Origin of the sequence: Streptomyces sp. NPDC028635, assembly GCF_040637635.1 — a bacterium.
Classification (GTDB): domain Bacteria; phylum Actinomycetota; class Actinomycetes; order Streptomycetales; family Streptomycetaceae; genus Streptomyces.
Map to the genome: position 1 here is coordinate 33,704 of NZ_JBEZWX010000043.1, position 24,646 is coordinate 58,349.

At 73.9% G+C, this 24,646-nt stretch carries 20 protein-coding genes; 14 read left to right on the forward strand and 6 right to left on the reverse strand.

Annotated features, from left to right (window positions below):
• The first annotated feature begins 127 nt into the window (after positions 1-127).
• Together AB0E88_RS30755 and AB0E88_RS30760 are read left to right on the forward strand one after the other, a co-directional pair.
• Complete coding sequence (locus AB0E88_RS30755) at positions 128-1,249, forward strand: helix-turn-helix domain-containing protein (protein WP_361637472.1); 1,122 nt, start codon at positions 128-130, stop codon at positions 1,247-1,249.
• Positions 1,239-4,121 carry a LuxR family transcriptional regulator gene (locus tag AB0E88_RS30760; RefSeq protein WP_361637474.1) on the forward strand — a complete coding sequence of 961 codons (2,883 nt, stop codon included), beginning with the start codon at positions 1,239-1,241 and terminating at the stop codon, positions 4,119-4,121. Before AB0E88_RS30755 ends, AB0E88_RS30760 begins: the two co-directional genes overlap by 11 nt.
• 4 nt (positions 4,122-4,125) lie before the next feature.
• On the opposite strand, the gene AB0E88_RS30765 is transcribed toward AB0E88_RS30760, so the two are convergent.
• The gene (locus AB0E88_RS30765; RefSeq protein ID WP_361637476.1) at positions 4,126-5,106 is read right to left on the reverse strand and encodes an alpha/beta hydrolase; all 981 of its coding nucleotides are present in this window, start codon (positions 5,104-5,106) and stop codon (positions 4,126-4,128) included.
• Between the two features lie 274 nt (positions 5,107-5,380).
• Between AB0E88_RS30765 and AB0E88_RS30770 the strand changes: the two genes are divergently transcribed.
• The gene (locus tag AB0E88_RS30770; RefSeq protein WP_361637477.1) at positions 5,381-6,349 is read left to right on the forward strand and encodes a helix-turn-helix domain-containing protein; all 969 of its coding nucleotides are present in this window, start codon (positions 5,381-5,383) and stop codon (positions 6,347-6,349) included.
• 65 nt (positions 6,350-6,414) lie between these two features.
• On the opposite strand, the gene AB0E88_RS30775 is transcribed toward AB0E88_RS30770, so the two are convergent.
• Entirely contained in the window at positions 6,415-7,185 is a 771-nt protein-coding gene (locus AB0E88_RS30775; RefSeq protein WP_361637479.1) for an SDR family oxidoreductase, read from the reverse strand.
• 154 nt (positions 7,186-7,339) lie between these two features.
• On the opposite strand from AB0E88_RS30775, the gene AB0E88_RS30780 reads away from it, so the two are divergent.
• Positions 7,340-7,939, forward strand: coding sequence for a TetR/AcrR family transcriptional regulator (locus AB0E88_RS30780; RefSeq protein WP_361637481.1), 600 nt, complete (start codon positions 7,340-7,342; stop codon positions 7,937-7,939).
• Between the two features lie 100 nt (positions 7,940-8,039).
• Here AB0E88_RS30780 and AB0E88_RS30785 read toward each other — a convergent pair whose 3' ends face one another.
• On the reverse strand, positions 8,040-8,600 hold the full coding sequence (locus AB0E88_RS30785; protein WP_361637483.1) for a DinB family protein: 561 nt from the start codon (positions 8,598-8,600) through the stop codon (positions 8,040-8,042).
• Between the two features lie 116 nt (positions 8,601-8,716).
• Here AB0E88_RS30785 and AB0E88_RS30790 point away from each other — a divergent pair, with 116 nt between their 5' ends.
• On the forward strand, positions 8,717-8,977 hold the full coding sequence (locus tag AB0E88_RS30790; RefSeq protein WP_361637484.1) for a DUF6199 family natural product biosynthesis protein: 261 nt from the start codon (positions 8,717-8,719) through the stop codon (positions 8,975-8,977).
• 12 nt (positions 8,978-8,989) lie between these two features.
• On the opposite strand, the gene AB0E88_RS30795 is transcribed toward AB0E88_RS30790, so the two are convergent.
• A complete protein-coding gene (locus tag AB0E88_RS30795; RefSeq protein ID WP_361637486.1) occupies positions 8,990-9,877 on the reverse strand; it encodes a TetR family transcriptional regulator C-terminal domain-containing protein in 888 nt (295 codons plus the stop codon).
• A 14-nt stretch (positions 9,878-9,891) separates the two neighbouring features.
• Positions 9,892-11,280, reverse strand: coding sequence for an NAD(P)/FAD-dependent oxidoreductase (locus AB0E88_RS30800; protein WP_361637487.1), 1,389 nt, complete (start codon positions 11,278-11,280; stop codon positions 9,892-9,894).
• A 268-nt stretch (positions 11,281-11,548) separates the two neighbouring features.
• On the opposite strand from AB0E88_RS30800, the gene AB0E88_RS30805 reads away from it, so the two are divergent.
• From AB0E88_RS30805 to AB0E88_RS30835, 7 genes are all read left to right on the forward strand, one after another.
• Positions 11,549-13,108, forward strand: coding sequence for an APC family permease (locus tag AB0E88_RS30805; protein ID WP_361637488.1), 1,560 nt, complete (start codon positions 11,549-11,551; stop codon positions 13,106-13,108).
• 204 nt (positions 13,109-13,312) lie between these two features.
• Entirely contained in the window at positions 13,313-14,470 is a 1,158-nt protein-coding gene (locus AB0E88_RS30810) for an acyl-CoA dehydrogenase family protein (protein ID WP_361637489.1), read from the forward strand.
• Between the two features lie 8 nt (positions 14,471-14,478).
• On the forward strand, positions 14,479-16,215 hold the full coding sequence (locus tag AB0E88_RS30815; protein ID WP_361637491.1) for a 5-guanidino-2-oxopentanoate decarboxylase: 1,737 nt from the start codon (positions 14,479-14,481) through the stop codon (positions 16,213-16,215).
• Entirely contained in the window at positions 16,212-17,465 is a 1,254-nt protein-coding gene (locus AB0E88_RS30820; protein ID WP_361637493.1) for a Glu/Leu/Phe/Val dehydrogenase dimerization domain-containing protein, read from the forward strand. Before AB0E88_RS30815 ends, AB0E88_RS30820 begins: the two co-directional genes overlap by 4 nt.
• Entirely contained in the window at positions 17,462-19,675 is a 2,214-nt protein-coding gene (locus AB0E88_RS30825; RefSeq protein WP_361637495.1) for an acetate--CoA ligase family protein, read from the forward strand. Before AB0E88_RS30820 ends, AB0E88_RS30825 begins: the two co-directional genes overlap by 4 nt.
• The gene (locus tag AB0E88_RS30830) at positions 19,672-20,478 is read left to right on the forward strand and encodes an SDR family oxidoreductase (RefSeq protein WP_361637497.1); all 807 of its coding nucleotides are present in this window, start codon (positions 19,672-19,674) and stop codon (positions 20,476-20,478) included. The genes AB0E88_RS30825 and AB0E88_RS30830 overlap by 4 nt, the downstream gene beginning before the upstream one ends.
• 268 nt (positions 20,479-20,746) lie before the next feature.
• Positions 20,747-22,363 (forward strand): APC family permease, encoded by a 1,617-nt coding sequence (locus AB0E88_RS30835; RefSeq protein WP_361637499.1) that lies wholly within the window; start codon positions 20,747-20,749, stop codon positions 22,361-22,363.
• A gap of 39 nt (positions 22,364-22,402) precedes the next feature.
• Here the strand turns inward: AB0E88_RS30835 and AB0E88_RS30840 are convergent, their stop codons facing one another.
• Positions 22,403-22,930: a DUF488 domain-containing protein gene (locus AB0E88_RS30840; RefSeq protein WP_361637501.1), complete on the reverse strand. Its 528-nt coding sequence runs from the start codon at positions 22,928-22,930 to the stop codon at positions 22,403-22,405.
• Positions 22,931-23,209: 279 nt separating this feature from the next.
• Here AB0E88_RS30840 and AB0E88_RS30845 point away from each other — a divergent pair, with 279 nt between their 5' ends.
• Entirely contained in the window at positions 23,210-23,905 is a 696-nt protein-coding gene (locus AB0E88_RS30845) for an MgtC/SapB family protein (RefSeq protein ID WP_361637502.1), read from the forward strand.
• 449 nt (positions 23,906-24,354) lie between these two features.
• A complete protein-coding gene (locus AB0E88_RS30850; RefSeq protein WP_361637504.1) occupies positions 24,355-24,531 on the forward strand; it encodes a hypothetical protein in 177 nt (58 codons plus the stop codon).
• The last annotated feature ends 115 nt before the right edge of the window (positions 24,532-24,646 follow it).

Here is a 24,646-nt window from a genome sequence, read left to right on the forward strand (position 1 = left end):
GCCTGAGCGCGCACGGCGCTGTCCCGTCCGCGCACAGCCCGGCACCGCGTCTTTCTGCCTGTGAAGTGCCTGGTGCCGATGCCGGCCCGCCTGGTTGATTGCTGCCGAGGAGAGAGGGGAGAACCGCGTGGACCTCGTGCTGTCGACGGACACGGTGCCCGTCGGGGACAGACTCGACCGCTGGCGCGCCGCACTCGGCACCGCCCTGCTCCCGATGGCCGTGACACCGTGTGGCAGCGGCCCTCTCGCCGGACGGATCACCGGCGGCCGCCTCGGACATCTGCGCGTCTGCTCCCTGCGGGCCGACGGCCAGCGCCTCAGCCGCAGAGTGCCGGGGGAGGCGCTCGTGGGACTCGTGGTCCTGACGGCGGGCACCGCGACCCTGCTCCAGGACGGCCGGCACGCCTCGGCGGGCGCAGGTGACATGCTGGTCTACGACACGGCACGGCCGTACACCCTCGACTTCCCCGGCCGGTTCGCCTGCCATGTCGTCCACCTGCCCCGCCGCGGGCTGGACGTCTCCGACGACGACCTGCGCCACCTGACGGCGACCGCGATCAGCGGCAGCGACGGCATCGGCGCCATCCTCGGCCCGTTTCTCCTACGGCTCCTCGACTCGGCCGGCTCCTACGGCCCGGCCGTGGCGGCGCGGCTCGCGGCCGGTGTCGAGGACCTCTTCGGCACGCTGGTGGCCGAGCGCGGCCCGCTCGGCGGCGCCGACCGGGGACGCGGTGAACTCGTCCTGCGCATCCGCGCTCACATCGACCGTCATCTGGAGGACCCGGCTCTGACGCCGGAGACGGTCGCGGCCGCCCACCACATCTCCGTGCGCTATCTGCACCGGCTCTTCGAGGACGAGGGCATCACCGTCGCCCGGCTCGTCCAGCGCCGCCGGCTGGAGGAGTGCGCCCGCGAACTGGCCCGTCAGGGTGGGGCCGCGCCCGCCGTGGCGGCCGTGGCGCACCGCTGGGGCTTCGTCAACGCCGCCCACTTCAGCCGGGCCTTCCGCCGGATGTACGGCCACTCGCCGCGCGAATGGCGGCAGTTGACCACGGCGGGGCGGGCGCCGGGCCAGGTGCACGCAGACCTGGCGCGGGACGGCGCCGCCGCACCGGTGCCGCGCGCCGGGGACACCGGTCCGACTGCCGGCGGAGTGTCGCGTGCCGAGCGCAGCGCCCCCGCCACCGTGATGTCCCGCACCGGGTGCACCGCCCCCGATGCGCGACGGGACGCGGACCGTGCGGCCTGACGCGCCCCCGGCGCCGGGCGCCGAACACGCCACGGCTGCGACCGGGGCGAAAGCGGACACCGTCCCGCCGTCGCCGTCGCCGTCCGCCTCGGCCGCGGGCCGCGCCGCACAGACGGCGTCGCCGGGCGGGTTCACCTCCCCTGTTCCGCAGCCTCAGCACCGCCCGGCACTCGCCGGTCGCACCGCCGAGCAGGCCCTGTTGCGCCGGGTGCTGGACGGCACCCGCCGGGGCAGCGGCGGAACCGGCACCCTCCTGCAAGGCGCCCCCGGCCTCGGCAAGACGGCGCTGCTGGACTGGGCCCACGCCGAGGCGCGCGCCCTGGGCTTCACCGTGCTGCGCGCGGTCGGTTCCGAGGCCGAGGCAGGCGTGACGTTCGGCGCGCTGCACCAGTTGCTGTGGCCGCTCACGGGCCGTATGCGCGCGCTGCCGGAGCCGCAGCGGCGGGCGCTGGCCTTCGCCCTGGGGGAGGCCGCGGAACCCGTGCGCGGCGGCTTCCTGGTGGGTGCCGCCGTACTGGCGTTGCTGGCGGGGGAGGCGCGCATGCGCCCTGTGCTGGTCCTCGTGGACGACCTGCAGTGGGTGGACTCCTCCAGCGCGGCCGTGTTCGCCTTCCTGCAGCGCAGAACCGCCGAGGTGCCCGTCGTTCTCGTCAGCGCGGGCCGTCCCGAGGGCCCCACCACCGAGGGCAGGCCCGGTACCGTCGTCGACCTGACCGCGCTGGCCGGCGACGACGCCCGCACACTCCTGCGCACCCGGCACCCGCACCTGGCGGTCACCACCGCCGACCGCATCCTCCAGGAAGCGGCGGGCAACCCGCTGGCCCTCGTGGAACTGCCCGTGCACCTCCACCCCGACCAGGCGCGCGGCGTGATGCCGCTGCCGAGGAGGTTCCCGCTCGGGCACCGGCTGGAGCGCCTGTTCGCCCCCAGACTGGAGCGGCTGTCCGGCGACGCCGCCCACGTGCTGCTGTACGCGGCGCTGGGCGGGACGGCGGCGACGTGGGTGACGCCGGCCCTGCTGGACGGCCTCGACCCGCGGCGCGCCGACGACGTACTGGACGAGATCGAGACCAGCGGACTGGCGCACCTGGAACCGGACGGCCGGCTCACCTTCCGCCACCCCCTGGTGCGCGGAGCCGTGGTCGCCCGTGCCTCGGGACCCGAACGCAGGGCGGCCCACCGCCGGCTGGCCGCCACCCTGCCGCACGACGACCCGCGGGCGCTGGCGCACGAGGCGGACGCGACCGTGCTGCCCGACGAGGACCTCGCCGGGCGGCTCCAGGAGGCCGGCCGCCGGCTCGCGCTGCGCGGCGGCGACGCCGAAGGCGCCCTCCTGCTGCACCGCGCGGCCGCCCTGAGCACCGCCCCGGGGGCCCGCGCCCGCCGCCTGACCTGGGCCGCCGCCATGGCCGCCCGCGGCGGACGGCTGCCGTACGCCGCCAAACTCGTCGAGGAACTGCGCGGCGCGCCCGTCCCCGCCGACAGCGCACCGCTGTACGCCTACGCCGTCGTCTACGTCGACCAGAGCCACCACGTCGACTTCGCGTCGTCGTTCACCCTGCTCCCGCAGGCCCTCACCGAGCTGGCCCGGACGGGTTCGGGCGCCGGGCCGTTCGACGACCTCGCCGAGCAGGTCTACTTCAAGCTGCTGCTGGCGAGCGTCTACACGTCGGACCCGCGCGGCTGGACCGCCCTGCGAGCCCACCGGCACCAGGTCTCCGCGCTGGCCGACCTGTGCCGCCGCGCCTGGTCGGACCCGGCCCGCACGGCCCACGGCACGGGAGCCGAACTGCGTGCGACGGCCGCCGCCATGAGCCAGGAACAGCAGGCCGGCGCGGCCTGGCTGCTGCTGTGGACGGCCGCTGCGGTCGACATGGCCGACGCCTCGCTGTGGCGCCGCTTCCTGGGCCAGCACGCCTACGCCACCCAGGGCAGCATCGCCAAGGCGGGCGGCTACCAGAACTATCTGCGCGGCGACTGGGACCAGGTGCAGGTGTGCCTGCGCGAGGCCGAGGCGGCCGACGCCCTCGGTTACCACTGCAACGCCCTGCTCTTCCGGCACCACTGGGCCCACGTCCTCGCCGGACGCGGTGACGACGAAGGCCTCCGCGCCCTGGACGACGCGATCCGGCCGCCGGCCGAGCGCGCCGGGATGACGTTCGTGACGGACCATCTCACCCATCTGCGTGCCCTGGCCGCTCTCGCCCACGGCCGCGACGAGGAGGCGTACTCCGTCCTGGCCTCACTGACCCCGCCCGGCGTGCTGCCGGCCGGCCTGCCCTGGTTCCATCTGCCGTTCTTCGACTTCGTGGACGCGGCCCTGCGCACCGGACGGACCGCTCAGGCGCGGGCGCACGTGGCGGCCGGCGACGCGGCGCGCATGGGTGACATCTCCCCGCACCACGCGTTCCTGCTCGCCGCCGCCCGGGCGCTCGCCGCCACCGATGAGGACGCCGACGCGCTGTTCGAGGCGGCGTACGCCGTGCCCGACGCCGACGAATGGGCGTTCGAGATGGCGAGGCTGCGGCTGGCGCACGGGGTGCGGCTCAGTGACCGTCGCCGTCCGCGGGCGCGGCAGACGCTGGAGCGGGCGCTGGAGGCGTTCCGTGCCCTGCGTGCCGCCCCCTGGGCCGAGCGTGCCGAGCAGGCACTGCGTTCCACCACCGGCCGTGAGCGCGGCGCCTGTTCGCTCACCGCCCAGGAGCTGCGCATCGCCCAGCTCGCGGCGGACGGGCTGACCAACAAGGAGATCGGCGCGCGGCTGAGTCTGTCCCCGCGGACCGTCGGCGGACACCTGGCGAAGGTCTTCCCCAAGCTCGGCATCGCCTCGCGCGCCGCCCTGGCGCGGGCGCTGGAGAAGGGCACGTCCTAGCGGCTCACCCGGGCCAGGCGTGCAGGGCCTCGTGCAGGGTGTCGAGCAACTGGGAGCGTGCCGCCCGGGCCGCGTGCGTGCCGCGCAACTGCTCGAACAGCAGGAAACCGTGCACGGTGCCGTGGTACCGCATCGACACCACCGGCACTCGTGCCCGCCGCAGCCGCGCCGCGTATCGCTCGCCTTCGTCGCGGACCACGTCGGCCTCCGCCGTGATCACCAACGTGGGCGGCAGACCGGCGAGTTCGGCGTCCGTCGCCCGTGCGGGGGACGCCGTGGCGGTGAGCCGGTCGGCGTCCTCGGGGACGTACTGCCGCCAGAACCGGTCCATGGCCTCGCGGTCGAGGAAGTACCCGGCGCCGAACCGCCGGTAGGACGCGGTGTCCATGCGCGCGTCCGTCACCGGGCAGACCAGCGCCTGATGGGCGAGCCGCGGCCCACCGCGCCGGTTCGCCAGCAGGGCCAGCGCCGCCGCGAGGTTCGCCCCGGCCGACACCCCGGCCACCGCCAGCCGGCCGCCGTCCAGCGCGCGTTCACCGCCGTGCGACGCCAGCCACCGTGCCACGGCGTACACCTGCTCCAGGGCCACCGGATACCGGGCCTCGGGCGGCCGGTCGTACTCGGGGACGACGACGGCCGCGTCCACGCCGAGCACGAGGTCGGCGAGCAGAGCGTCGTGCGCGTTCGCGTCCGTGAGCATCCAGCCCAGGCCGTGCAGGAACAGCACCACCGGCAGCGGGCCCGCCACGCCCGAGGGCCGCAGCACCCGCACCCGGACCCGGTCACCGCGCGGACCCGGCAGGGCCAGCCACTCCTCGTCCACGTCCGGCAGGCCGCCACCCCGCCCGAGCAGCACCGCCATCTCGGCGCGCGCCTGTCCCGGATCGGTGCCGCGCGGCACCACGGGGCAGCGGTGACGCCGTACGAAAGCCTCCGCCTCCGCCTCCAGCACAAGGAAGCCGTCCCGCGGTCGCTCGGCATTCACACGCGTACTCCTGACTCGCCGGCGCCTGTCGGCATGCCGGATGCGGCGAACCCGTCGACGTGACGCGCGCCCCGACGGCTGCCCGGCCGACCCTAGCCGCGTCCCTCCCGGAGAACACGCCGGGCGTGCACCGGGGCATGCCTCTGAGCGCACGGGTCGAGTCACCCCTCACGAAGCACAGGTCATATGACCTAACCCCGCCCCGATGCGCCCGACCAGGCTGAAGACGTCACGTATCCGTCCCGCCGGGACCGGACGACAGAAAGGGGCCGCGGTGCAGGACGAGGTCAGCACAGCGACGGTGCCGGGGCCGGAGCGGGCCCGGCAGTGGGAGCAGGCGGTACGGCGGCGGCTGGCACCCGTGGAGGTCACCCTGCCCTCGGGGGCCGCGGAGTTCCACGGCACGCTCGGCTCCGGCGACGCGGGCCGGCTGCGGCTGCTGTCCATGAGGGCGGCACCGCTGCGACTGAGCCGCAGTGCCCCCGCGACGTCCGCCGCCGGGGACGACGGCCTGGTCCTGCTCGTCCAGGAGGAGGGAACCGGTGCCGTACGGCAGGACGGCCGCGAAGCCGTGGTACGCGGCGGGCAGCTGGCCCTGCTCGACCTGCGCCGGCCCTTCGCGCTGGACCAGCACACGCCGTTCCACCTGTACGCCCTGCGCCTGCCCGAGCGCGCTCTCGGTCCGTCCGCGCTGCACGTTCCCCGCGTCACCGGCCGGGCCATCCCGGCGGGCGACGGCGTGGCGGCCCTGCTGCGGCCCCTCGCCACCGACGTCGCCTGCGGTGCCGCCGCCCTCGCCGGCCATGTCAGGGAACGCCTCGCCGGGCACCTCGCCAACCTCCTGGCCACACTCGTCGACGAACAGGCACGCGGGTGCGGCAGGAGCGCACCGGGCACCCCGCGCGCACTGCTGATCGCGGAGATCCGCGCCCACATCGACGCGCGGCTGCGCGATCCGGCCCTGTCACCGGCGCGTGTCGCCGACGCCCACGGCATCTCGCTGCGCCACCTGCACGTGCTCTTCGAGGACGAGGACACCACGGTGCACCGGCTCATCCAGCAGCGGCGGATCGAGGAGTGCGCACGCGAACTGCTGCGCCGCGCCCGCGTCAGCCGCACCGTCTCCGCCGTCGCCCGCGGCTGGGGCTTCCGGAACGCCGCCCACTTCAGTCGGGCCTTCAAGTCCGTCTACGGCTGCTCACCCAGCGAGTGGCGTGAGGCGGGGAACGCGCTCGGCACATAACCGGGCCGGGTCGGGCCACGCCGGGAGCGGCAGGGGCGGTCATGCCCCGACCGCTCCGCGCGCGCCTACGCGGCGATGACGGCCACCCCCGTCCTGCCTCCGTCCACGTCGATCACGGAGCCGTGCACGAAGGCCGCCTCGTCGCCGGCCAGCCACAGCGCGGCGTGCGCGATGGCCTCCGGCGTGCCGACGCGGCCGGCCGGGGTGCCCTTCATCATGACCTCACCCGGGTGCGGTTCGCGGCCTTCCGGGGTCGGGGGCAGGATCACACCTGGCGACACGGCGTTCACCCGCACGCCCAACGGCCCGAACTCGGCGGCCCAGGCCCGGGTGAGTGTCTCCATCGCCCCCTTGGTGGAGCTGTAGAGCGCGCCGAGCGGCACGCCCAGGCGCGCGATCCAGGAACCGAGATTGATGATCACGCCACCGCCGTGCTCCACCATGCCGGGGACGACGGCGGCGGTGAGGAAGAACGGCGCCTTCACGTTCACGCCGTACACCGTGTCGAACGTCGCCTCGTCCGTGGCGGTGGTGGCGGGCGCCGGGTAGACGCCGGCGTTGTTGACCAGGATGTCGATGCGGCCGCCCAAGGCCTCTCGGGCGCGGTCGGCCAGGTCCTGCGAGGCATCCTTGCTGCCGTCCAGGTCGGCGACCAGGAAGTCGGCCCGGCCGCCGTGCGCACGGATCCCCTCGACGACCCGGGCGCCCCGTTCCCGGTTGCGTCCGGAGACGACGACATGAGCCCCCTCGGCGGCGAAGGCCTCGGCGATCGCCTGCCCGATGTTGCTGGTCGACCCCGTGACCAGTGCTGTCCTGCCCTGCAGTCGCTCACTCACGACACACTCTCCCTTGTCTCGCCGTTGCGCGGACCACTGTGCGCCGCCAAAAATGGACCGGCAAGTCCAGTCCGCTCCTGTTCGGGTGGGTGGGCGAGACCCGCGCGCTTACGCTGGACCCGGCAGTCCACTCAGGTTCCGGAAAGGCGGCGACATGCCGGGCGCACTGACCGCGAAGGGCCGTGCCACGCGGGCCCGTATCGTCGAGGGAGCGGCCGACGTGCTGCGCGAGCAGGGCGTGGCCTTCGCGACCCTCGACGACATCCGCAGCCGCACCGGCACGAGCAAGAGCCAGCTCTTCCACTACTTCCCCGACGGCAAGGACGAACTGCTGCTGGCGGTGGCCCGGTTCGAAGCGGACCGCGTCCTGGAGGACCAGCAGCCGCACCTGGGACGACTGGATTCCTGGGAGTCCTGGCAGCAGTGGCGGGACGCGGTCGTGGACCGCTACGAACGTCAAGGGGACCACTGCCCGTTGGGGTCGCTGTTCCTGCAGGTCGGACGGTCGAGCAGGGGCGCCCGGGCGATCGTCGCGGAACTGATGCGGCAATGGCAGGACCAGCTCGCCCGCGGCATCCGCGCCCTGCGCGCGAACGGTCTGGTCGCCCCGGACGTCGACGTCGACCGGACGGCCGCCGCGCTGCTCGCGGGCATCCAGGGAGGGGTGACCATCATGATGTCGACGGGCGACTCCACCCACCTGAAGGCGGCCCTCGACACCGCCATCGAGCAGCTGCGCGCGACGGGAGCGTGAACGCGGGGCGGGCGACGCGGGGCCTGCCATCGGAGCGCGCCGCAGGAGATGTGACGCAGCTCAGGACCGCTCCGCACGTGTGCTCAGCCGTGCGCCCCGGTCACTGTCCCACACGTCCGTCCACGCACTCGCGCAGCAGGTCCGCGTGGCCGCAGTGGCGGGCGTACTCCTCGATCCGGTGGACCAGCAGTTCCCGTACGGCGATCCGCTCCCTGCCGACGTGCTCGCCCAGGTCCGCGTACGCGGCCAGCGCGGCGTCGGTCGCGGCCTGCTCACGCTCCAGGTCGGCGAACGCCGCGTCGACCACGGCCTGTTCGCCGACGGCGTCGTCGAAGTCCGCGTCACGCTTGCCGTACAGCTTCGGCAGCGGGTCTCCGTCGGTGATCCAGTTGCGCCAGTCCCGCTCCACCTCGGCGAGGTGCCGGACCAGGCCGAGCAGGGACATCGTCGACGGCGGTACCGACCGGCGGGCCAGCTGCTCCGGGCTGAGGCCCTCGCATTTCATGCGCAGGGTGAGGCGGTAGTTCGTCAGGAAGTCCTGCAGCGTCGGCAGCTCGCCGTCCGGACTCGGACCTTCGCTGTTGCGGGGATCGTCGTCCGGATTCGCCCACATGTCGGGGTACACGGTCGCCTGGGTCCATCGCGCGGGTCGCTCAGTCATGTGGGGCATGATCCTCCTCAAGGTCCCTGCTCTGCCACCGAGTTATCGCTCGTACGACCCCGCCTCGGACCGTCGGAAACCGTTTTGGGGCCGGCCGTCAGGGCATCCGCGTACGCATGTATCACGACATGACGGTGCGGGCGTCCGGGGGAAGCGGGGGCCCGGTCCTCGTTCCGATATTGTGCCTCTTCCTGGTCATGGGGCTGATCCAGGTCCTGCGCCCGCAACTGCTGTGGCGGGTGAACAGGCGGCTCCAGCGGGGCTGGGTGAGGGATCCCGACGCGACCGAACCCACGGCGAAGGGCTATGCGGTGCAACGCGTCTCGGGGGTGCTCTTCCTCGCCGTGGCCACGTGGATGCTCATCCGGCAGTTCTGACGGGGCGGGCCGTCAGCGCAGCGTGATGTGCGGCTCGAACGCGTCCAGCAGCAGTTCCCGCATACGGGCCGTCGACATGCCGCCCGTGCCGGCCAGGACCTGGATCGCGAGGCCGTCGACCATGCCGGTGAAACGCCCGGTCAGGGCTTCCGGGTCGGCGCCCGCCGCCATCCCCTCCCGTCGGCAGGCGCGCACCAGGTCGAGCACGATCTGCCGCCAGCGGGCGTAGACGGTGCTCTGCCCCGGGCGCAGGGTCGGGTCGAGGATGGCCTCGTTCCACGACTGCACCCACACCGACCACTCCTCCACGTCCTCCTCGCCGGCCGGCAACTGCACCTCGATCAGCCGGCGCAGCTTCTCCACCGTGCTGCCGGCCGTGCGGAACTCGGCCTCCAGACGGGTGTGGAAGCGCTCGGCGTAGTACAGCAGGGCGGCCCGCAGCGCGTCGTCCTTGGTCGGGAAGTGGTAATGCACGGTGCCTGTGCTGGTGCCGCACGCGCGGGCGATGTCGGCGACGCGCACCTTGTGGAAGCCGCGCCGGGCGATCAGGCGGGCGGTGGCCTCGAGGATCTGGGCCCGGCGCGCCTCCGCGTCCAGCGCGTCGGCCCGTCGCCGCGGGCCCGGGCCGGCGGCGCTCTCGCGCGAGACGGGAGGCCGCCCCGTTCCGGTGCGCAGATACCGCAACGACACCTTGCCGACCTGCGCGATGGCCTCGACCTCGTGCTCCTTCAGCCGGCGGCTGCCGCGCAGTGCCTTGGACAGCGCGGTGGGGTCCATGCCGATGCGGTCGGCGAACTCCCGCTGACTGATCGGAGCCGACGTCACGACCAGCCGCGCCCGGTCCGCCAGGGTGGGGGCCCCGGTCTCGGCGTCCCCCGCCGGGCCGTGAGTCGCGGTCATGCTGCGTGGTCCCTTCAGCCGTCCGCCTGCAGGGAGGCGATGACGTCGTCGGCGGCGCGGTAGCCCGAGGATATCGCGCCGTCGATGTACCCGTTCCAGACCGTGGCCGTCTCGGTGCCCGCCCAGTGCACGGGCCCGGTGGGTTCCCGCCAGCCGCGCCGGCCGTAGCCGGTCCAGCCGCCGGGGGTGGCGAACGCCTCGTATCCGCCGCGGGCGAAGGCGTCCCGCGACCAGGTCTTCTCGCTGTAGCCGACCGGTCGTGCAGCCTCTTCCCCCACCACACGGCCGAAGCTCGCCAGCACGGCGTCCCGGCGTGCTTCCGGTCCGAGATCGGCCCACCGGGTGAGCCGGTCCCCGTACACGAACCCGACGAGCACACCGGGGGTGCCCGCGGCCGGGGAGTTGTCGTAGACCACGCCGACCGGCCCGTCGTCGTAGAGCGTGGCCGTGCCGGACAGGCCGAGGGCGCGCCAGAACGGCGTCCCGTAGACGGCGTGGACCTTGGCGACGCGGCCCATCGGGCTGTGCGCCAGCCACCCGTCCCGGCTGACCGGAAGGCCGGGTGTGAAGCGGAGGGCGCGGACCGCGTGCGGCGGCAGCGCCACGATCGCGCGGCGGGCCTCGACCACCGTGGACGCCGTCTCCACGCGGACGGTGCCAGCGCCGTACCGGAGCGCGGTCACCGCCTCGCCGAGCCGCAGCCGCTCACCGAGCAGGTCCGCGACCGCGCGGGCGGGACCGGCGGCCCCGGCCGTGAAGCGGCTGTCCTGGGCGCAGCCCCGCGTCTCCATCAACTGCTCGTAGCCCCCGGCGGCGGCGATGTAGAACAGCACGTGCAACAGCGAGATCTCGTACGGCTCCGCGCACCACACCCCCTGGACGGTGAGGGCCAGCCGGCGCCGGGCGTCGGGGTCCTCGGTGCGGGCCCGGAAGAAGGAATCCGCCGTGCACGCGTCGAACTCCTCGAAGCGCGGGGTCCGCCAGGGGGCAGCGGTGTCCACGGTCCGTGCGAGGTCGTCCAGGAGGGCGGTGACACGGAGGTACTCCGCGACACCGGGACCGTCGTCCGGCGCCGCCCCGGCGTAGGGGACGCGGGTGCCGTCGTGCCACACCTCGATGTGCCGGCCGGCCTCCCAGGTGGGGAACGTCGCGCAACCGAAGCGGGCGGCGAGCGAGAGCAGATGCCGCTGCGTCGGACCGACCCACTGACCGCCGTGATCCAGCGTCAGCCCGTCGGTGCGGGTCTCGCTGAGCACGCGTCCCCCCACCCGGTCGGCGGCCTCCAGGACCGCGCAGTCGACGCCCGCGTCCTCGAGCCGCAGCGCCGCGGCGAGCCCGGCGTAGCCGGCTCCCACCACCACGACCTCGGTCTCGATCAGGTCCGTTCCAGTCTCTTCCCACATGGCGGCCGAGCATGACGCAAGACTGACGAGTCAGTCAATGCTTGCGATTCATGGCGTCCACGGCATTGACACCTCGGAGCCTGTCCGCAACATTGACCGAGCAATCAGCATTGCGATTCCGATGATGTCGGGCGCCTCGGCCGAGGCCGGTGCGCGCCCCGTGGAGGCCCGCGCACCGGCGTGTCCGGTCGCCGTGAGGGCCCACTGTCGCGAAAGGCCCGGCCGGGACCGTCGGCCTTTCACCGCTCGAGACCCTGGATGGGGGTCGATGATGGCAACCACCGCACACACCACATCCGACGAGGACGCGGGCAGTGGCCTGCGGTCCGGCGCACTCTCGATGGCGACCAGCCTGATCCTGTCCGTGGCGTCGGCCGCACCCGCCTACAGCCTCGCCGCCACGCTGGCCTTCATCGTGGCCTACGCCGGCTTCCAGGCGCCGGTGATCGTCCTGCTCGCCTTCGTGCCGATCCTCTTCGTCTCCTTCGGCTACGCCGCCCTCAACCGCCGGGATCCGGACTGCGGCACGATCTTCACCTGGGCGGGCAGCGTCCTCGGCCCACGCGCCGGCTTCATGGGCGGCTGGGCCGTCATCGCCTCCTTCGTCCTGGTGATGGCGAGTCTGGCCCAGGTCGCGGGGCAGTACGTCTTCATCCTCTGCGGCGCGGACGGCATCGGCTCCGACCCGTCCAGCCCCTGGGTCCTCGCGGTGGGGCTCGGCTGGATGGTCCTCATGACGGCCGTCTGCTACCGGGGCATCGAGGTGGCCGCCGCCGTCCAACGCGCCCTGCTGTTCCTGGAGTTCGCCATGCTCGTGGTGTTCTCGGTGGTCGCTCTGGTGCGCGTGTACGCCGGGCACGGCGCCCCCGGTGCCCGGCGGCCGAGCCTGTCGTGGCTGAACCCGTTCGAGATCCCCTCGGCCGGCGCGTTCGTCAGCGGCCTGGTCCTGATGCTCTTCATCTACTGGGGCTGGGAGACGGCCGTCACCGTCAACGAGGAGACCGCCGACCGCCGCCGCACCCCGGGCCGGGCGGCGGTGTGGTCCACGATCGTGCTGCTCGCGCTGTACCTGGTCGCCACCGTCGCGACTCTCGCCTACGCCGGGGTCGGAACGACAGGGGTCGGGCTCGGCAACCCCGACAACTTCGGCGACGTCTTCTCCGCCATCGGTCAGGCCGTCTTCGGCACCGGCGCGGTCGGGACCTTTCTGTGGCACCTGCTCGTCCTCATGGTGCTGTCCTCGGCCGCCGCCTCCACGGAGACGACCGTGCTCTCGCTCGGGCGCACCCTCCTCGCCATGGGCCGGCAGGGTGCCGTACCGCGCGTCTTCGCCAGGACCCATCCGCGCCACGCCAGTCCGCATGTCGGCACCGTCGCGATCGGGGTCGCCGGTGCCGTCTGCTACGTCGTGATGAACCTCCTCGCCGACGGCCAGGTCATCGGCGACGCCGTGTCCTCGTGCGGCTTGATGATCGCCTTCTACTACGGCCTCACCGGTCTGACCTCGGCCTGGGCCTACCGCGACGCACGGCGAGGCGGTGCCGGCGACCTCTGGCTGCGCATCGTCCTGCCCGCGATCGGGGGAGTGGTGCTGCTCGCGGCCGGCGCCTGGAGCCTCGTGAACGACTGGGACCCGGCGAACAGCTCCACCTCCTGGACGCTGCCGTTCGCCCCCCACTGGCACATCGGCGGGGTCTTCCTCATCGGCGCGGGCGCGCTCGCGGTCGGCTGGCTGCTGACGGTGGCCGGCGCGCGCCTGGCGCCGCAGTACTTCCACGGGGCGCCTCGCCGACCCCGGCTCGCCGCCCGCACCGCCCCGGGCGACTGATCCGGAACTGAATCGCTATTCAGTACGCGCACTCATTGACAGGGGTGGTCCGCCCTCCGAATACTGACTGGCGATTCAGTAAAGGCTGCCGCGAAGCGTCGAGACGTCGAGACATAGAGACATCGAGACGCTGCGAAGCCGAGAACCCGAGAACCCGAGCAGTCGAGAAGTCGAGACGCCCCCTTCCTCGTGTCTGGAGAGGTCATGTCAGAGCTGCCCACCGAGCTGGTCCCACTGACCCAGGAACAACGGGACATCATCGATCTCACCCGCACCTTCGCCCGCGAGGAGATCCGGCCGCGGGCCCGCGCCGTGGACGAGGCCGACACCGAGACGCCCTGGGACCTGTGGCGCAAGGCCGCCAAGGTCGGCATCACCGGGTTCATGCTGCCGGCCGAGTACGGCGGGGGCGGCTTCACCGACGTCTTCACCCAGGTACTCGTGCAGGAGGAGCTGTGCGTCGGTGACCTCGGCATCGGCAACCTGCTGTGCTCCAACGGCTTCTTCGCCGACCCGCTGCTGGAACTCGGCACCGAGGAGCAGAAGCGCACCTGGCTCACGCCGCTCGCCGGCCCCGACACCCCCATGACGTCGCTGGCGACCACCGAGCCCGGCGCCGGCTCCGACGCCGCCTCCATCACCACCACCGCCACCCGCACCGCCGGCGGCTACCGCCTGAACGGCCAGAAGGCGTGGATCTCCAACGCGGGCGAGGCCGAGAGCTACGTCGTCTTCGCGAAGACCGACCCGGCGCAGCGCTCCCGCGGCGTGACCGCGTTCCTGCTGCGCAAGGGCACGGACGGGATGGAGTTCGGCGAGCCGATGCGCAAGATGGGCCAGAGGGCCATCGTCTGCCGGGAGATCTTCCTCCACGACGTCTTCGTCCCCGAGGCGGACCGGCTGGGGGAGGAGGGACGGGGCTTCCACGGCCTGATGCGCACCTTCGACATCTCCCGCGCCGTGCTCGGCGCGGCCGCCACCGGCGTCGCCCGCGCCGCGTACGAGTACGCCCGTGACTACGCCAAGAGCCGTGTGCAGTTCGGCAAGCCGATCGTCGAACACCAGGCGGTCGCCTTCCGGCTCGCGGACATGCGCACGCGTATCGAGCAGGCTCGCCTGATGACCTGGCGCGCCGCCAAGCGGCTGGACGCCGGTCTGGACGCCACCGCCGAGGCGGCGATGGCCAAGCTCACCGCCTCCGAGACCGCCGCCTACTGCACCTGGGCGGCCGTGCAGACCCTGGGCGGCTGGGGCTACTCGCGCGAGTACCCCGTGGAACAGTGGATGCGGGACGCCAAACTGGAGGAGATCGAGGAGGGCACCTCCGACATCATGCGCCTGGTCATCTCGCGGAGCCTGTGATGACGTCCGTGACCACAGCGACCGCGACCGCTGACCCCGCCGCGGCCGAGGCCGGGTGCAGGCGTGCTTCCGGGGCTTCGCTCACCGGCGGTGAGGCCCTCGTGCGGGCCCTCGCCGCGCACGGCGTGACCCGGGCGTTCGGCATCCCCGGCACCCACAACCTGGAGATCTACCGGCACTTGTCCGGCTACGGCATCGACCACGTCAACCCCCGCCACGAACAGGGCGCGGGCTACGCCGCCGACGCCTACGCACGTGTCAGCCGGAACCCCGGCGTGGCCCTCACCACCACCGGACCCGCCCTGCTGAACATCGCGGCGGCCGTCGGCCAGGCGTACTCCGACAGCGTGCCGCTGCTCGTCGTCTCGCCCGGCATGCCACTGCGCCATCCCCGGCAGCCGACCGGACTGCTGCACGAGATGCGCAGCCAGACCGAGGCACTGCGCGGCGTCGCCGCCTTCAGCCACCGCGTCTCCTCGGTGGACGAGATCGGCGCCGCCGTCGCCCGCGCTTTCACCCTCTTCCGTACGCAGCGACCGCGGCCGGTGCACATCGAGGTGCCGCTGGACCTGCTCACCACGGCGGAGCCGGCGGGCCCGGTCAGGGCCGCCCCGCCGGCCGAGCCGGCCAAGCCCGCCGCAGGCGCCCTCGCGGCAGCCGCCGAGGCCCTGCGCGGGGCCGCCCGCCCGGCGCTCGTCCTGGGCGGCGGCGCACGCGCGGCGGCCGCCGAATGCCTACGGCTCGCCATGGCGTTGGGCGCGCCCGTGGCGACCACGGCCAACGGCAAGGGCGTCGTCGCGGAGACCCACCCGCTGTCGCTCGGCGTGTCCCTGCACAGCCGCGCCGTACGGCGGTGGCTGGAGGGGCGCGACGTGGTCCTCGCCGTCGGCACCGAACTCGCCGAATCCGACCTGTGGGACGCCCCGCCCGCCCTGCGCGGCACCCTCATCCGCGCGGACATCGACCCCGCGCAGATGTACGCCGCCCTGCCTGCTGACATCCCGCTGGTCGGAGACGCCCGAGCCACCCTGCGCGCGCTGCTGACCGTCCTCGGGCCGGACGCCGGCACCCCGAAGCCGGACACCGACGGCAACCCGCGCGCGTGCACCCCGAAGCCGCCCTCCCACGAGACGCCGAGCGCGGACAGCGACGCCGCCCACCGCTCGGTCGCCGCGCTGCGCGCCGAACGGGACGCGGAGACGCACACCCGGGACGCGCATCTGCTGCCGTATCTCGCGGCGATCCGGTCGGTGCTCCCCGACGACGCGGTGCTGACCTCGGACAGCGCCCAGTGCTGTTACTACGGCGCCCTCCCGCACCTGCCCGTCGGCCCACGGGGCCGCTATCTGCACCCGACGGGCTTCGGCACCCTCGGCTACGCCCTGCCCGCGGCCATCGGCGCCAAGACCGCCGACCCCGGCCGGGCGGTCGTCGCGCTCAGCGGCGACGGCGGCCTGCAGTTCTCCGTCCAGGAACTCGCCACCGCGGTACAGCTCGGACTGCCCCTGCCCGTCGTCGTCTTCGACAACGGCGGTTACGGCGAGATCCGCGACGAGATGCTCGGGCGCGGCGACCGCCCCGTCGCGGTCGACCTGCCGCCCGTCGACCTGCCCGCCCTGGCCCGCGCCTACGGCGGCCACGGCGTGCGCGCCGGCACACCCGGCGCGCTCGCGGACGCGCTGCGCCACGCCTTGCGCACCCCCGGCCCCACCCTCATCACCGTCCCCGAGGAGCCCTCGCGATGACCACGCCCCCCACCACCTCGCCGACCGCCGCCACACCTTCGGCGAGCGGACCGCAGCGGCCGGGAACGGACGCGCCCGCGCCGCTGGTCTCCCTCACCTGGACCGACCACGAGACCGGCCGTCAGGGGTTCCTCGTCATCGACCGGCTGGTGCGCGGCGTCTCCAGCGGCGGCCTGCGCATGCGCCCCGGATGCACCTTGGAGGAGGTCACGGGCCTGGCCCGCGGCATGACGATGAAGGAGGCGCTGCACTACAACCCCCAGGGCCGCTACATCCCGCTCGGCGGCGCCAAGGGCGGCATCGACTGCGACCCGCGCGACCCCGCCGCCCACGGCGTCCTGGTCCGCTACCTGCGCGCCGTACGCCCCTACATCGAGCAGTTCTGGACCACCGGCGAGGACCTCGGCCTCACCCAGGACCTCGTCGACCGGGCCGCCGCCGAAGCCGGACTCGTCTCCTCCATCCAGGCGGTCTACCCCCTCCTCGACGACGAGGAGGCCGCCCGCGAGCGGCTCGCGGACGCCTTCGCCATCGACGTCGACGGGATCGGCCTGGACGAACTCGTCGGCGGCTGCGGGGTGGCCGAATCGGTACTGACCGCGCTGGACCGCGCCGGCGTCCCGCACGAGGGCACCCGGGTCTCGGTCCAGGGCCTGGGCACCATGGGCGGCGCCACCGCCCGCTTCCTGGCCCGCGCCGGGCTGCGCGTCGTCGCGGTCGCCGACATCAAGGGCACCATCGCCAACCCGGACGGACTCGACGTCGAGGCGCTGCTCGCCGCCCGCGACGGCCACGGCAGCGTGGACCGCGCCGCGCTGCGCCCCGAGGACCGGGAACTGCCGCCCGGCGCCTGGCTGACCGCCGACGCCGAGGTGCTGGTCCCGGCCGCCGTCTCCTACGCCGTCGACACCACCAACCAGGCCGGCGTCACCGCCCGCTGGATCGTCGAGGCCGCCAACATGCCCGTGCTGCCGGAGGCGGAGGAACTGCTGGCCGCCCGCGGCGTCACGGTGCTGCCCGACGTGGCCGTCAACTCCGGTACCAACGCCTGGTGGTGGTGGACGCTGTTCGGCGACATCGGGGCCGACGCCGACGAGGCGTTCGCCCACACCCGGCGCTCGATGCGGGCCCTGGTCGACCAGCTCCTGGCCCGGGCCGAGGCCGAGGGCTGCACACCCCGCGCCGCCGCACACGCTCTCGCCGCCGACCGGCTGCCGGTCATCACCGAGCGCTTCGGAGTCTTCCGTTGACGGCCGCGGACATCGAGCGGGCCACCCGCCCCGGCGGGCTCGCCCCGCTCTTCGACCCGCGGTCGGTGGCCGTCGTCGGTGCCTCCGACAACCCGGCGAAGTGGGGGTACTGGCTCGCCTCGGGTGCGCTGACCGGCCGCCACCGCCGCACGGTGCACCTGGTCAACCGGCGGGGCGGCACCCTGGACGGGACACCGTTCCTGCCGGACCTGGCCGCGCTCCCGGACGCGGTCGAGCACGTCGTGGTGGCGGTGCCCGCGCCCCAGGTGCGCGGCGTCGTCAGCGACGGACTGGCCGCCGGCGCGCGCTGTTTCACCGTCATCACCTCGGGCGGCGCCGGCGCCGACGAGGAGCGCGCGCTGGCACGGCTGGTGACCGGGCACGGCGCGCGCCTGCTCGGGCCGAACTGCATGGGGGTCGTCGACACCGCGGCCGAACTACGCCTGAGCTGGGGAGACTTCCCGGCAGGCCAGGTCGGGCTGGTCTCGCAGAGCGGCAACCTCGCCCTGGAGATCGGCCGTCTGCTGGCCCGCGCAGGGCAGGGCTTCTCCCGCTTCGTCTCCCTCGGCAACCAGCGGGACATCGACGCCACGGACGCCCTGGAAGCCCTCGTCGACCACGAGCCGACCAAGGCCATCGCCGCGTACGTCGAGGACTTCCGCGACGGCCGGCGCCTGGCACGCGCGCTCACCGCCGCGCACGCCGCGGGCAAGCCGGTGCTGCTGCTCACCGTGGGCCGCAGCGAGGCCTCCGGACGGGCCGCGGCCTCCCACACCGGTGCCCTGGTCACCGCCCGCGCGACGGTGGAGGCGGTGTGCCGCGACGCCGGTGCGCTGCTGCTGGAGTCGGCGGGCGAGGTCGTGGACACGGCCGTGTGCCTGCTGGCCGGTGCCGGTGCCGGTGCCGGTGCCGGTGCGGGTGTGGGCACACGTCGGCGCGCCGGCACCGCACCCCGAGCGCCCGGCGCACAGAGCACGCCCGGCGCACAGCGCACGCCCGCCGCGCAGGACACGCCGGGCACGCGCCGCGCCCGCGTGGCCGTCGTCGGTGACAGCGGCGGGCAAGGCGCCCTGGCCGCCGACGCCTTCGCCGCCCGCGGCCTGGACGTACCGCCCCTGTCCGAGCCCACCCGCGCCGCGCTCGCCGCACAGCTGCCCCCCGGTGCCGGGTGTGGCAACCCCGTCGACCTGGCCGGTGCGGGCGAGGCGGACCTCACGGCCTACGCCCGTATCGCCCGGACCCTGCTGTCCTCCGGCGAGGCCGAAGCCGTCGTCCTGACCGGCTACTTCGGCGACTACGCCTCCGCCAACCCCGCGCAGGAGCGGCACGAATGCGCCGTGGCCGCCCAACTCGCCGAAGCCGCCGAGCAGTCCGGGCGCACCCTCCTGGTCCACACCATGGCCCGGGACACGGCCGCCCTCACCGTCCTGCGCGGCCGCGGCATCCCCGTCTACGAACGCATCGAGCACGCCGCCGCCGCCCTCGCGGCCACCGAACACCTCCGTACGACACCCCCGGCGCCCCCGGCACCGCCACAGCCGCCGCCGGCCGCGCCGCCGGTGTCCGACGGCGGCTACCGCACCACCCGTGAGCTGCTGCGCCGCTATGGACTGGCCTTTCCCGACGCCGAGTTCGTGCGCAGCGCGGCCGACGCCGTGCGCGCCGCCCGCCGCATCGGGCACCCGGTCGTCCTCAAGGCCATGGGCCTCGCGCACAAGACGGAGGCGGGCGGCGTGGCGCTCTCGCTCACCGACGAGCACGCCGTGCGCGCCGCCTTCACCGCGATGCGCGCCACGACCGGCGCCGGCCACTACGCCGTCGAGGCGATGGTCACCGAGCCCCACGCGGTCGAACTCATCGCCGGAGTACGGCGCGACCCGGCGTTCGGCCCGGTCCTCATGGCCGGCATCGGCGGCGTACGCGCCGAACTCCTCGGCGACGTCGTGCTCGCCCTCGCGCCGCTCACCCCCGAGCACGCCCGCGACCTGCTGCGCTCGCTGCGCCACGCGCCGCTGCTCGCGGGCTGGCGCGGCGCCCCGCCCGTCGACGTGGACGCGGCGGCGCGGGCGCTGTGCGCCCTCGCCCGGGCCGCGGTCGAGCATCCCGAGCTCGCCGAGCTGGAAGTCAACCCGCTGCTCGTCCACCCGGGCGGCGCCCTCGCCCTGGACGCGCACGCGGTCCTCGCCCCGACCGAAAGGCCCCGCACATGACGTCCCGCGACACCGCGGAGTTCACCGGCCGCACCTACCTGGTCACCGGCGGCGGCAGCGGCATCGGCCGCGCGATCGCCCTGGCGCTCGCCGAGGCGGGAGCCCGGCCCGTCGTCGCCGGACGCACCCCCGAACGCCTCGACGAGACCGTGGCCCTGATCGAGAAGGCCGGCGGCAGCGCGCTCGCCGTCCCCACCGACGTACGCGACCCGCAGGCCGTGGACGCATTGGTGGCGGCCGCGGTCGACCGGTACGGGCGCCTGGACGGGCTGGTGAACAACGCCGCCGGCAACTTCGTCACGCCCGGCATCGACCTCAGCCCCAACGGCTGGCGCGCGGTCGTGGACATCGTCCTCAACGGCTCCTACTACTGCACCCGCGCCGTGGCCCGCCACCTGCGCGAGGCGGGAAGCGCGGGCTCGATCCTCTCGGTGATCGCCACATATGCCTGGCACGGCCACCCGGGCACCGTGCACTCCGCCGCCGCCAAGGCCGGGGTCCTCGCGATGAGCCGCACCCTCGCCGTCGAACTGGCCCCGCTCGGGATCAGGCTGAACTGCATCGCGCCCGGACCGACGGAGACCGACGGGGCCGGTGCCGCGCTCTGGGCGACACCCGAGGCGCGTGCCGACGTCCTCTCCTCCGTCCCCGCGGGCCGGTTCGCGAGCGTCGAGGAGGTCGCGGACGCGGCGCTCTTCCTGCTCGGCGACCGCGCGTCCTATCTGACCGGCGAGTGCCTGACGCTCGACGGCGGACAGTGGCTGGGCAAGCAGATCTACGGCCGCGCCACGACGACCGCGTAGCTCACCCACGGAAGACCGGCGGCGCGGCCCTCGCCGTGCCGCCGCTCAGCCCTGCCCTCCCGCGACGGCGCCCGGCCGTGCCCGCGGCGCACCCCGCGGCCCAGCGGTCCTCCTCGATGCGGGGAAACCTGCTCCCGCTCTCTTGACGGACCCGTGCGGCGCGCGCCACAGTCGCCCACTACTAACTGGTCATTCAGTCAGTTGGCCCCGGTCGTCCGCACCCCCAACGGTCCCACCCACACCGCCACGTCCCCCAGGAGCCGTGCACGTGACCCAAGCGACCCCGAACCCCGGCCCGAGCACCCCCGACCTGTCCGAAGGGTGGAGCGAGCAGCGCTCCCACCTCCACAAGGACCTGCGCCGCCTGGACGTGCTCTTCTTCCTGATCTGCACGCTCGTCGGTCTCGACACCATCGGCTCGGTGGCGGCGCAGGGCCCGCAGGGACTGACCTGGATGGCCGTACTCGCGCTCGCCTTCTTCCTGCCCTACGGGCTGCTGGTGGCGGAACTCGGCTCGGCCTTCCCCGTCCAGGGCGGCCCCTACGTCTGGACCCGGCTCGCCTTCGGACGGCTCGTCGCCGGCCTCAACCAGGTCCTCTACTGGCTCTCCAACCCGGTGTGGCTCGGCGGCAGCCTGTGCATCATCGCCCTGACCACCTGGGAGGAGTTCTTCACTCCGCTGCCGGGACTGTGGAAGTACGCGGCCGGGCTCGCCTTCATCTGGCTCGGCGCCCTCGCCGTCATCCAGTCCGTGCGGGTCGGCAAGTGGGTGCCCACCGCCGGCGCCGTGGCCCGGATCGTCCTGCTCGGCTTCTTCCTCGTCTCGGTCGTCGTCTACGCCGCCGAGCACGGCGTGCACGCCCTCCCCGCCGGCGAGTTCAGCCCCACCTACGCCGGTTTCGTCGCCCTGGTGCCCGTCCTCATCTTCAACTACGTCGGCTTCGAACTCCCCAGCTCCGCCGCCGAGGAGATGACCAACCCCAAGCGGGACATCCCCCTGTCCATCCTGCGTTCCGGCTTCGCCTCGCTGGTCCTGTACGGCGGCCCCATCCTCGGCATCCTCTTCGTGCTCCCGGCCAAGGAGATCGGCAGCCTCGCCGGTTTCATCGACGCCTGCAAGGCGGTCTTCACGGTCTACGGCGGCCATGTCGCCGCCGACGGCACCGTGGTCCTGACCGGCGCCGGCTCGGTGCTCGGCGGCATTGCGGCGGCCGGGCTCATCATCGGCCTGCTCACCAGCGGCGTCACCTGGGCGATGGGCGCCCACCGGGCGCAGGCGGTGGCCTGCGCGGACGGGGCGGGACCCGCCTGGCTGGGCAAGGTCTCCGAGCGCCACGGCACCCCGGTCCGCGTCAACGTGCTCTCCTCCGTCCTCGCCTCCGTGCTGCTGATCGTCGCCCTCAACCTCACCAGCGGCGACGGCGAGAAGTACTTCGCCGCCGGACTCGGCCTCGCCATCAGCACCACCTTCATCTCCTACGTCATCACCTTCCCGAGCCTGATCGTGCTGCGCCGCAAGTACCCGGACACTCCGCGGCCGTACAGCGTGCCCGGCGGCCGCTTCGGCCTGTGGGCGGTCACCGTGCTCGCCACCGGCCTGGTCGCCTTCACCGTCGTGGTCCTGATCTGGCCGGGCTTCGGCGTCGGCTGGTTCGGCACCGCGGGCTCCGCCGCCGACTCGCTGCCGCCGAGTTTCGCGGGCGAGCGCCTTCAGTACACGCTCAGTCAGGTGGTGCCGCTGGTGTTCTTCCTCGGGGTCGGCGCGCTCTTCTACGCCTGGGGCGCCCCGGCACGCCGCCGCGCACGCGCCGCCGAACACGCCCGGGCACTCGGCGGCCACGACCTGGCCCACTCCCCGCGCAGCGCCGCCGCGGCCGAGCAGTGAGCGGAGCACCCTCGGACCCGCCGCGTCCCGAGTGCGTCGTCACCGGGGCGGCGGGTAGACCAGGTGCCCGTCACGGACCCGCGCGTGCTCGTTGAGCACGGCCGGCTTGGACGTCGTCGCGGACATGATGTGTTCCACCTCCGCGCCGGCGACCAGCAGGGCGTCCGTGATGAGCCGGCGGTGGCAGCGCCACGGCACCGCCTCGCTGCACATGATCGCCGGGCGCTCGTGCCCGGCCAGTCGCAGGAGTTCGTCGAGGCCGGCCGCGAACTCCTCGCCGGCCATGTAGTCGGCGTAGTCGCGGAAGGCCTTGACCCGCCACGCGCCGTTCTCGCTCGGCACACCCTTGGGGGTGTGCCGGCGGCCACCGAGGCGGCGGATCCAGCGGTATCCGATGTCGGACGGCAGGGACTCCTCGATCGCCGCCTGATTCCACTGCGGGTGCTTCCGCGACGACGGGAACGAGCGGACGTCGACCAGGCACGTCACGTCGTGCGCCCGCAGCATCTCCACCACCTCGTCGAAGCCGCGCGTCGAGTGCCCGACGGTACAGATACGGTTGGTCATCCGGCCGGCACACCTTCGTCAGCGTTCCTGTGCTCCTGACACACGTACCCCATCGACCGATGAGGGCCCGGCGGCCCGGGTACCACACTCCGTGGAGACCCACGCCGGACGAGCACAGGAGGGCGGGGCGGCGGGGACGTACACCGGTGACTCCGGGGCGGGCCTCGCGTGCGTCGCGCCCGGAAGAGGAGACATGACACGCACGGAACGCCTGCCGAGCGCTCGCCACCCCGTTTCCCCCTGCCGGGGCCGTTCCGTCCCGGGGAAGGCGGTGGCGCGATGAACCAGGACGGGTTGTCGCTGGCCTATCTGTCGGCGGCGTTCGGACTGTGCGCGGTCATCGGCCTCGAACGCGAGTACCGGCGCAAGTCGGCCGGCCTGCGCACGCATGTGCTGGTGGGACTGGGCGCGGCGCTGTTCATGCTGGTGTCGAAGTACGGCTTCGCGGACATGCTCGGCCGGCCCGGCGTCGCCCTGGACCCGTCCCGTGTGGCCGCGCAGATCGTGTCCGGCATCGGGTTCATCGGTGGCGGACTGATCTTCGTCCGCCGGGACGCGGTGCGGGGCCTGACGACCGCGGCGAGCGTCTGGCTCGCGGCCTCGATCGGCGCGGCCGCGGGCGCGGGGCTGCTCGTGCTGGCGTGCGCGGTGACGGTGGCGTACCTCGTGGTGGCGTTCGTCTTCCCGGTCCTCGCCCGGTGGCTGCCCAGGTCCCCGACGGAGACGGTACTGCTGCGCATCAGCTATCTCGACGGCCGCGGACTGCTGCGCGACATCGTCAGCGAGTGCACCGGGGCCGGCTTCCATGTGGCGGGCCTGCGCACGGCGGCCTCCCTGCCGACCCAGACGGCACCCGCCCAGGTGGGAGTCCTGCTGGAACTGACCGGCAACGGCACCCGCGAAGAGCTGGTACCCCGCCTGTCCCACCGCGAGGGCATCACGGAGGTCGCCTTCCTGGAGGACGAGGCGGACTGAGACGAGGCAGCCCGGTCGACGGGGCTCGCCCGGTGGTCCGTCGCAGGACCGGTCGGCTGTGTCCAGGCCGAGTTCTTCGGCGGCGTCGGGGAGGAGCGCGCCGCCGTGTGGGCGGCCGGGGCGCCGGCGTGGGGTCCGCTGGACGCGTCGGACTCTCCGACCATCAGCCCCATCTCGCAGGCCCTCCGGCACCTCGGAGTGACGCGGAGCCGCGGTGAGGACGAGTTCAGCGCTGCCGGACTGCACCGCCATCGGTTCACCGAGAACTGGGTCCCGCCCCGAACCTGACGGACCGAGCCCTGCGGCCCGGAGACTGTCGAGCGCCGCTCAGGCGACCGGGACCCGGATGAGACCGGTCCAGGAGTGCCGCACGGCTCGGTGGCGCGTGACGTGGGATTCGTGGGCCGGTGGGTACCCGGGCACCTGGCGAGGGAAGGAGTGATGAGCGTATGGCAAGCGGAGACGACTTCTACTCCAAGGACCGTCCCGACAACCCCGCGCTGGAGGAAGACCGGCCGCGCGGCGGCGGGCCGGAAGACCGCCCGGAGACCGGGCACCGGCACGTCTGGGTCTGGTGGCTCATAGGTGCCGTGGTCATTTTGATCCTGTTCTTCATGTTCATCTGACGGCCCCCTCTCGCCATCGCCGCGGCACGGCGCCCGCGCGAGGGAGCCCCACGAAGCCGCTCGCCCGTCCGGCGAGCGGCACCGGCGCCGCACCCCAGCGAGGGTGATGTGCCCC

Bases quoted from the DNA above. Each gene is read 5' to 3' on its own strand.
- AB0E88_RS30780 (WP_361637481.1), top strand. From the start codon at position 7,340: ATGCCGGGCGCACTGACCGCGAAGGGCCGTGCCACGCGGGCCCGTATC.
- AB0E88_RS30785 (WP_361637483.1), bottom strand. From the start codon at position 8,600: ATGACTGAGCGACCCGCGCGATGGACCCAGGCGACCGTGTACCCCGAC.
- AB0E88_RS30790 (WP_361637484.1), top strand. From the start codon at position 8,717: ATGTATCACGACATGACGGTGCGGGCGTCCGGGGGAAGCGGGGGCCCG.
- AB0E88_RS30795 (WP_361637486.1), bottom strand. From the start codon at position 9,877: ATGACCGCGACTCACGGCCCGGCGGGGGACGCCGAGACCGGGGCCCCC.
- AB0E88_RS30800 (WP_361637487.1), bottom strand. From the start codon at position 11,280: ATGTGGGAAGAGACTGGAACGGACCTGATCGAGACCGAGGTCGTGGTG.
- AB0E88_RS30805 (WP_361637488.1), top strand. From the start codon at position 11,549: ATGATGGCAACCACCGCACACACCACATCCGACGAGGACGCGGGCAGT.
- AB0E88_RS30810 (WP_361637489.1), top strand. From the start codon at position 13,313: ATGTCAGAGCTGCCCACCGAGCTGGTCCCACTGACCCAGGAACAACGG.
- AB0E88_RS30820 (WP_361637493.1), top strand. From the start codon at position 16,212: ATGACCACGCCCCCCACCACCTCGCCGACCGCCGCCACACCTTCGGCG.
- AB0E88_RS30830 (WP_361637497.1), top strand. From the start codon at position 19,672: ATGACGTCCCGCGACACCGCGGAGTTCACCGGCCGCACCTACCTGGTC.
- AB0E88_RS30840 (WP_361637501.1), bottom strand. From the start codon at position 22,930: ATGACCAACCGTATCTGTACCGTCGGGCACTCGACGCGCGGCTTCGAC.
- AB0E88_RS30845 (WP_361637502.1), top strand. From the start codon at position 23,210: ATGAACCAGGACGGGTTGTCGCTGGCCTATCTGTCGGCGGCGTTCGGA.
- AB0E88_RS30850 (WP_361637504.1), top strand. From the start codon at position 24,355: ATGGCAAGCGGAGACGACTTCTACTCCAAGGACCGTCCCGACAACCCC.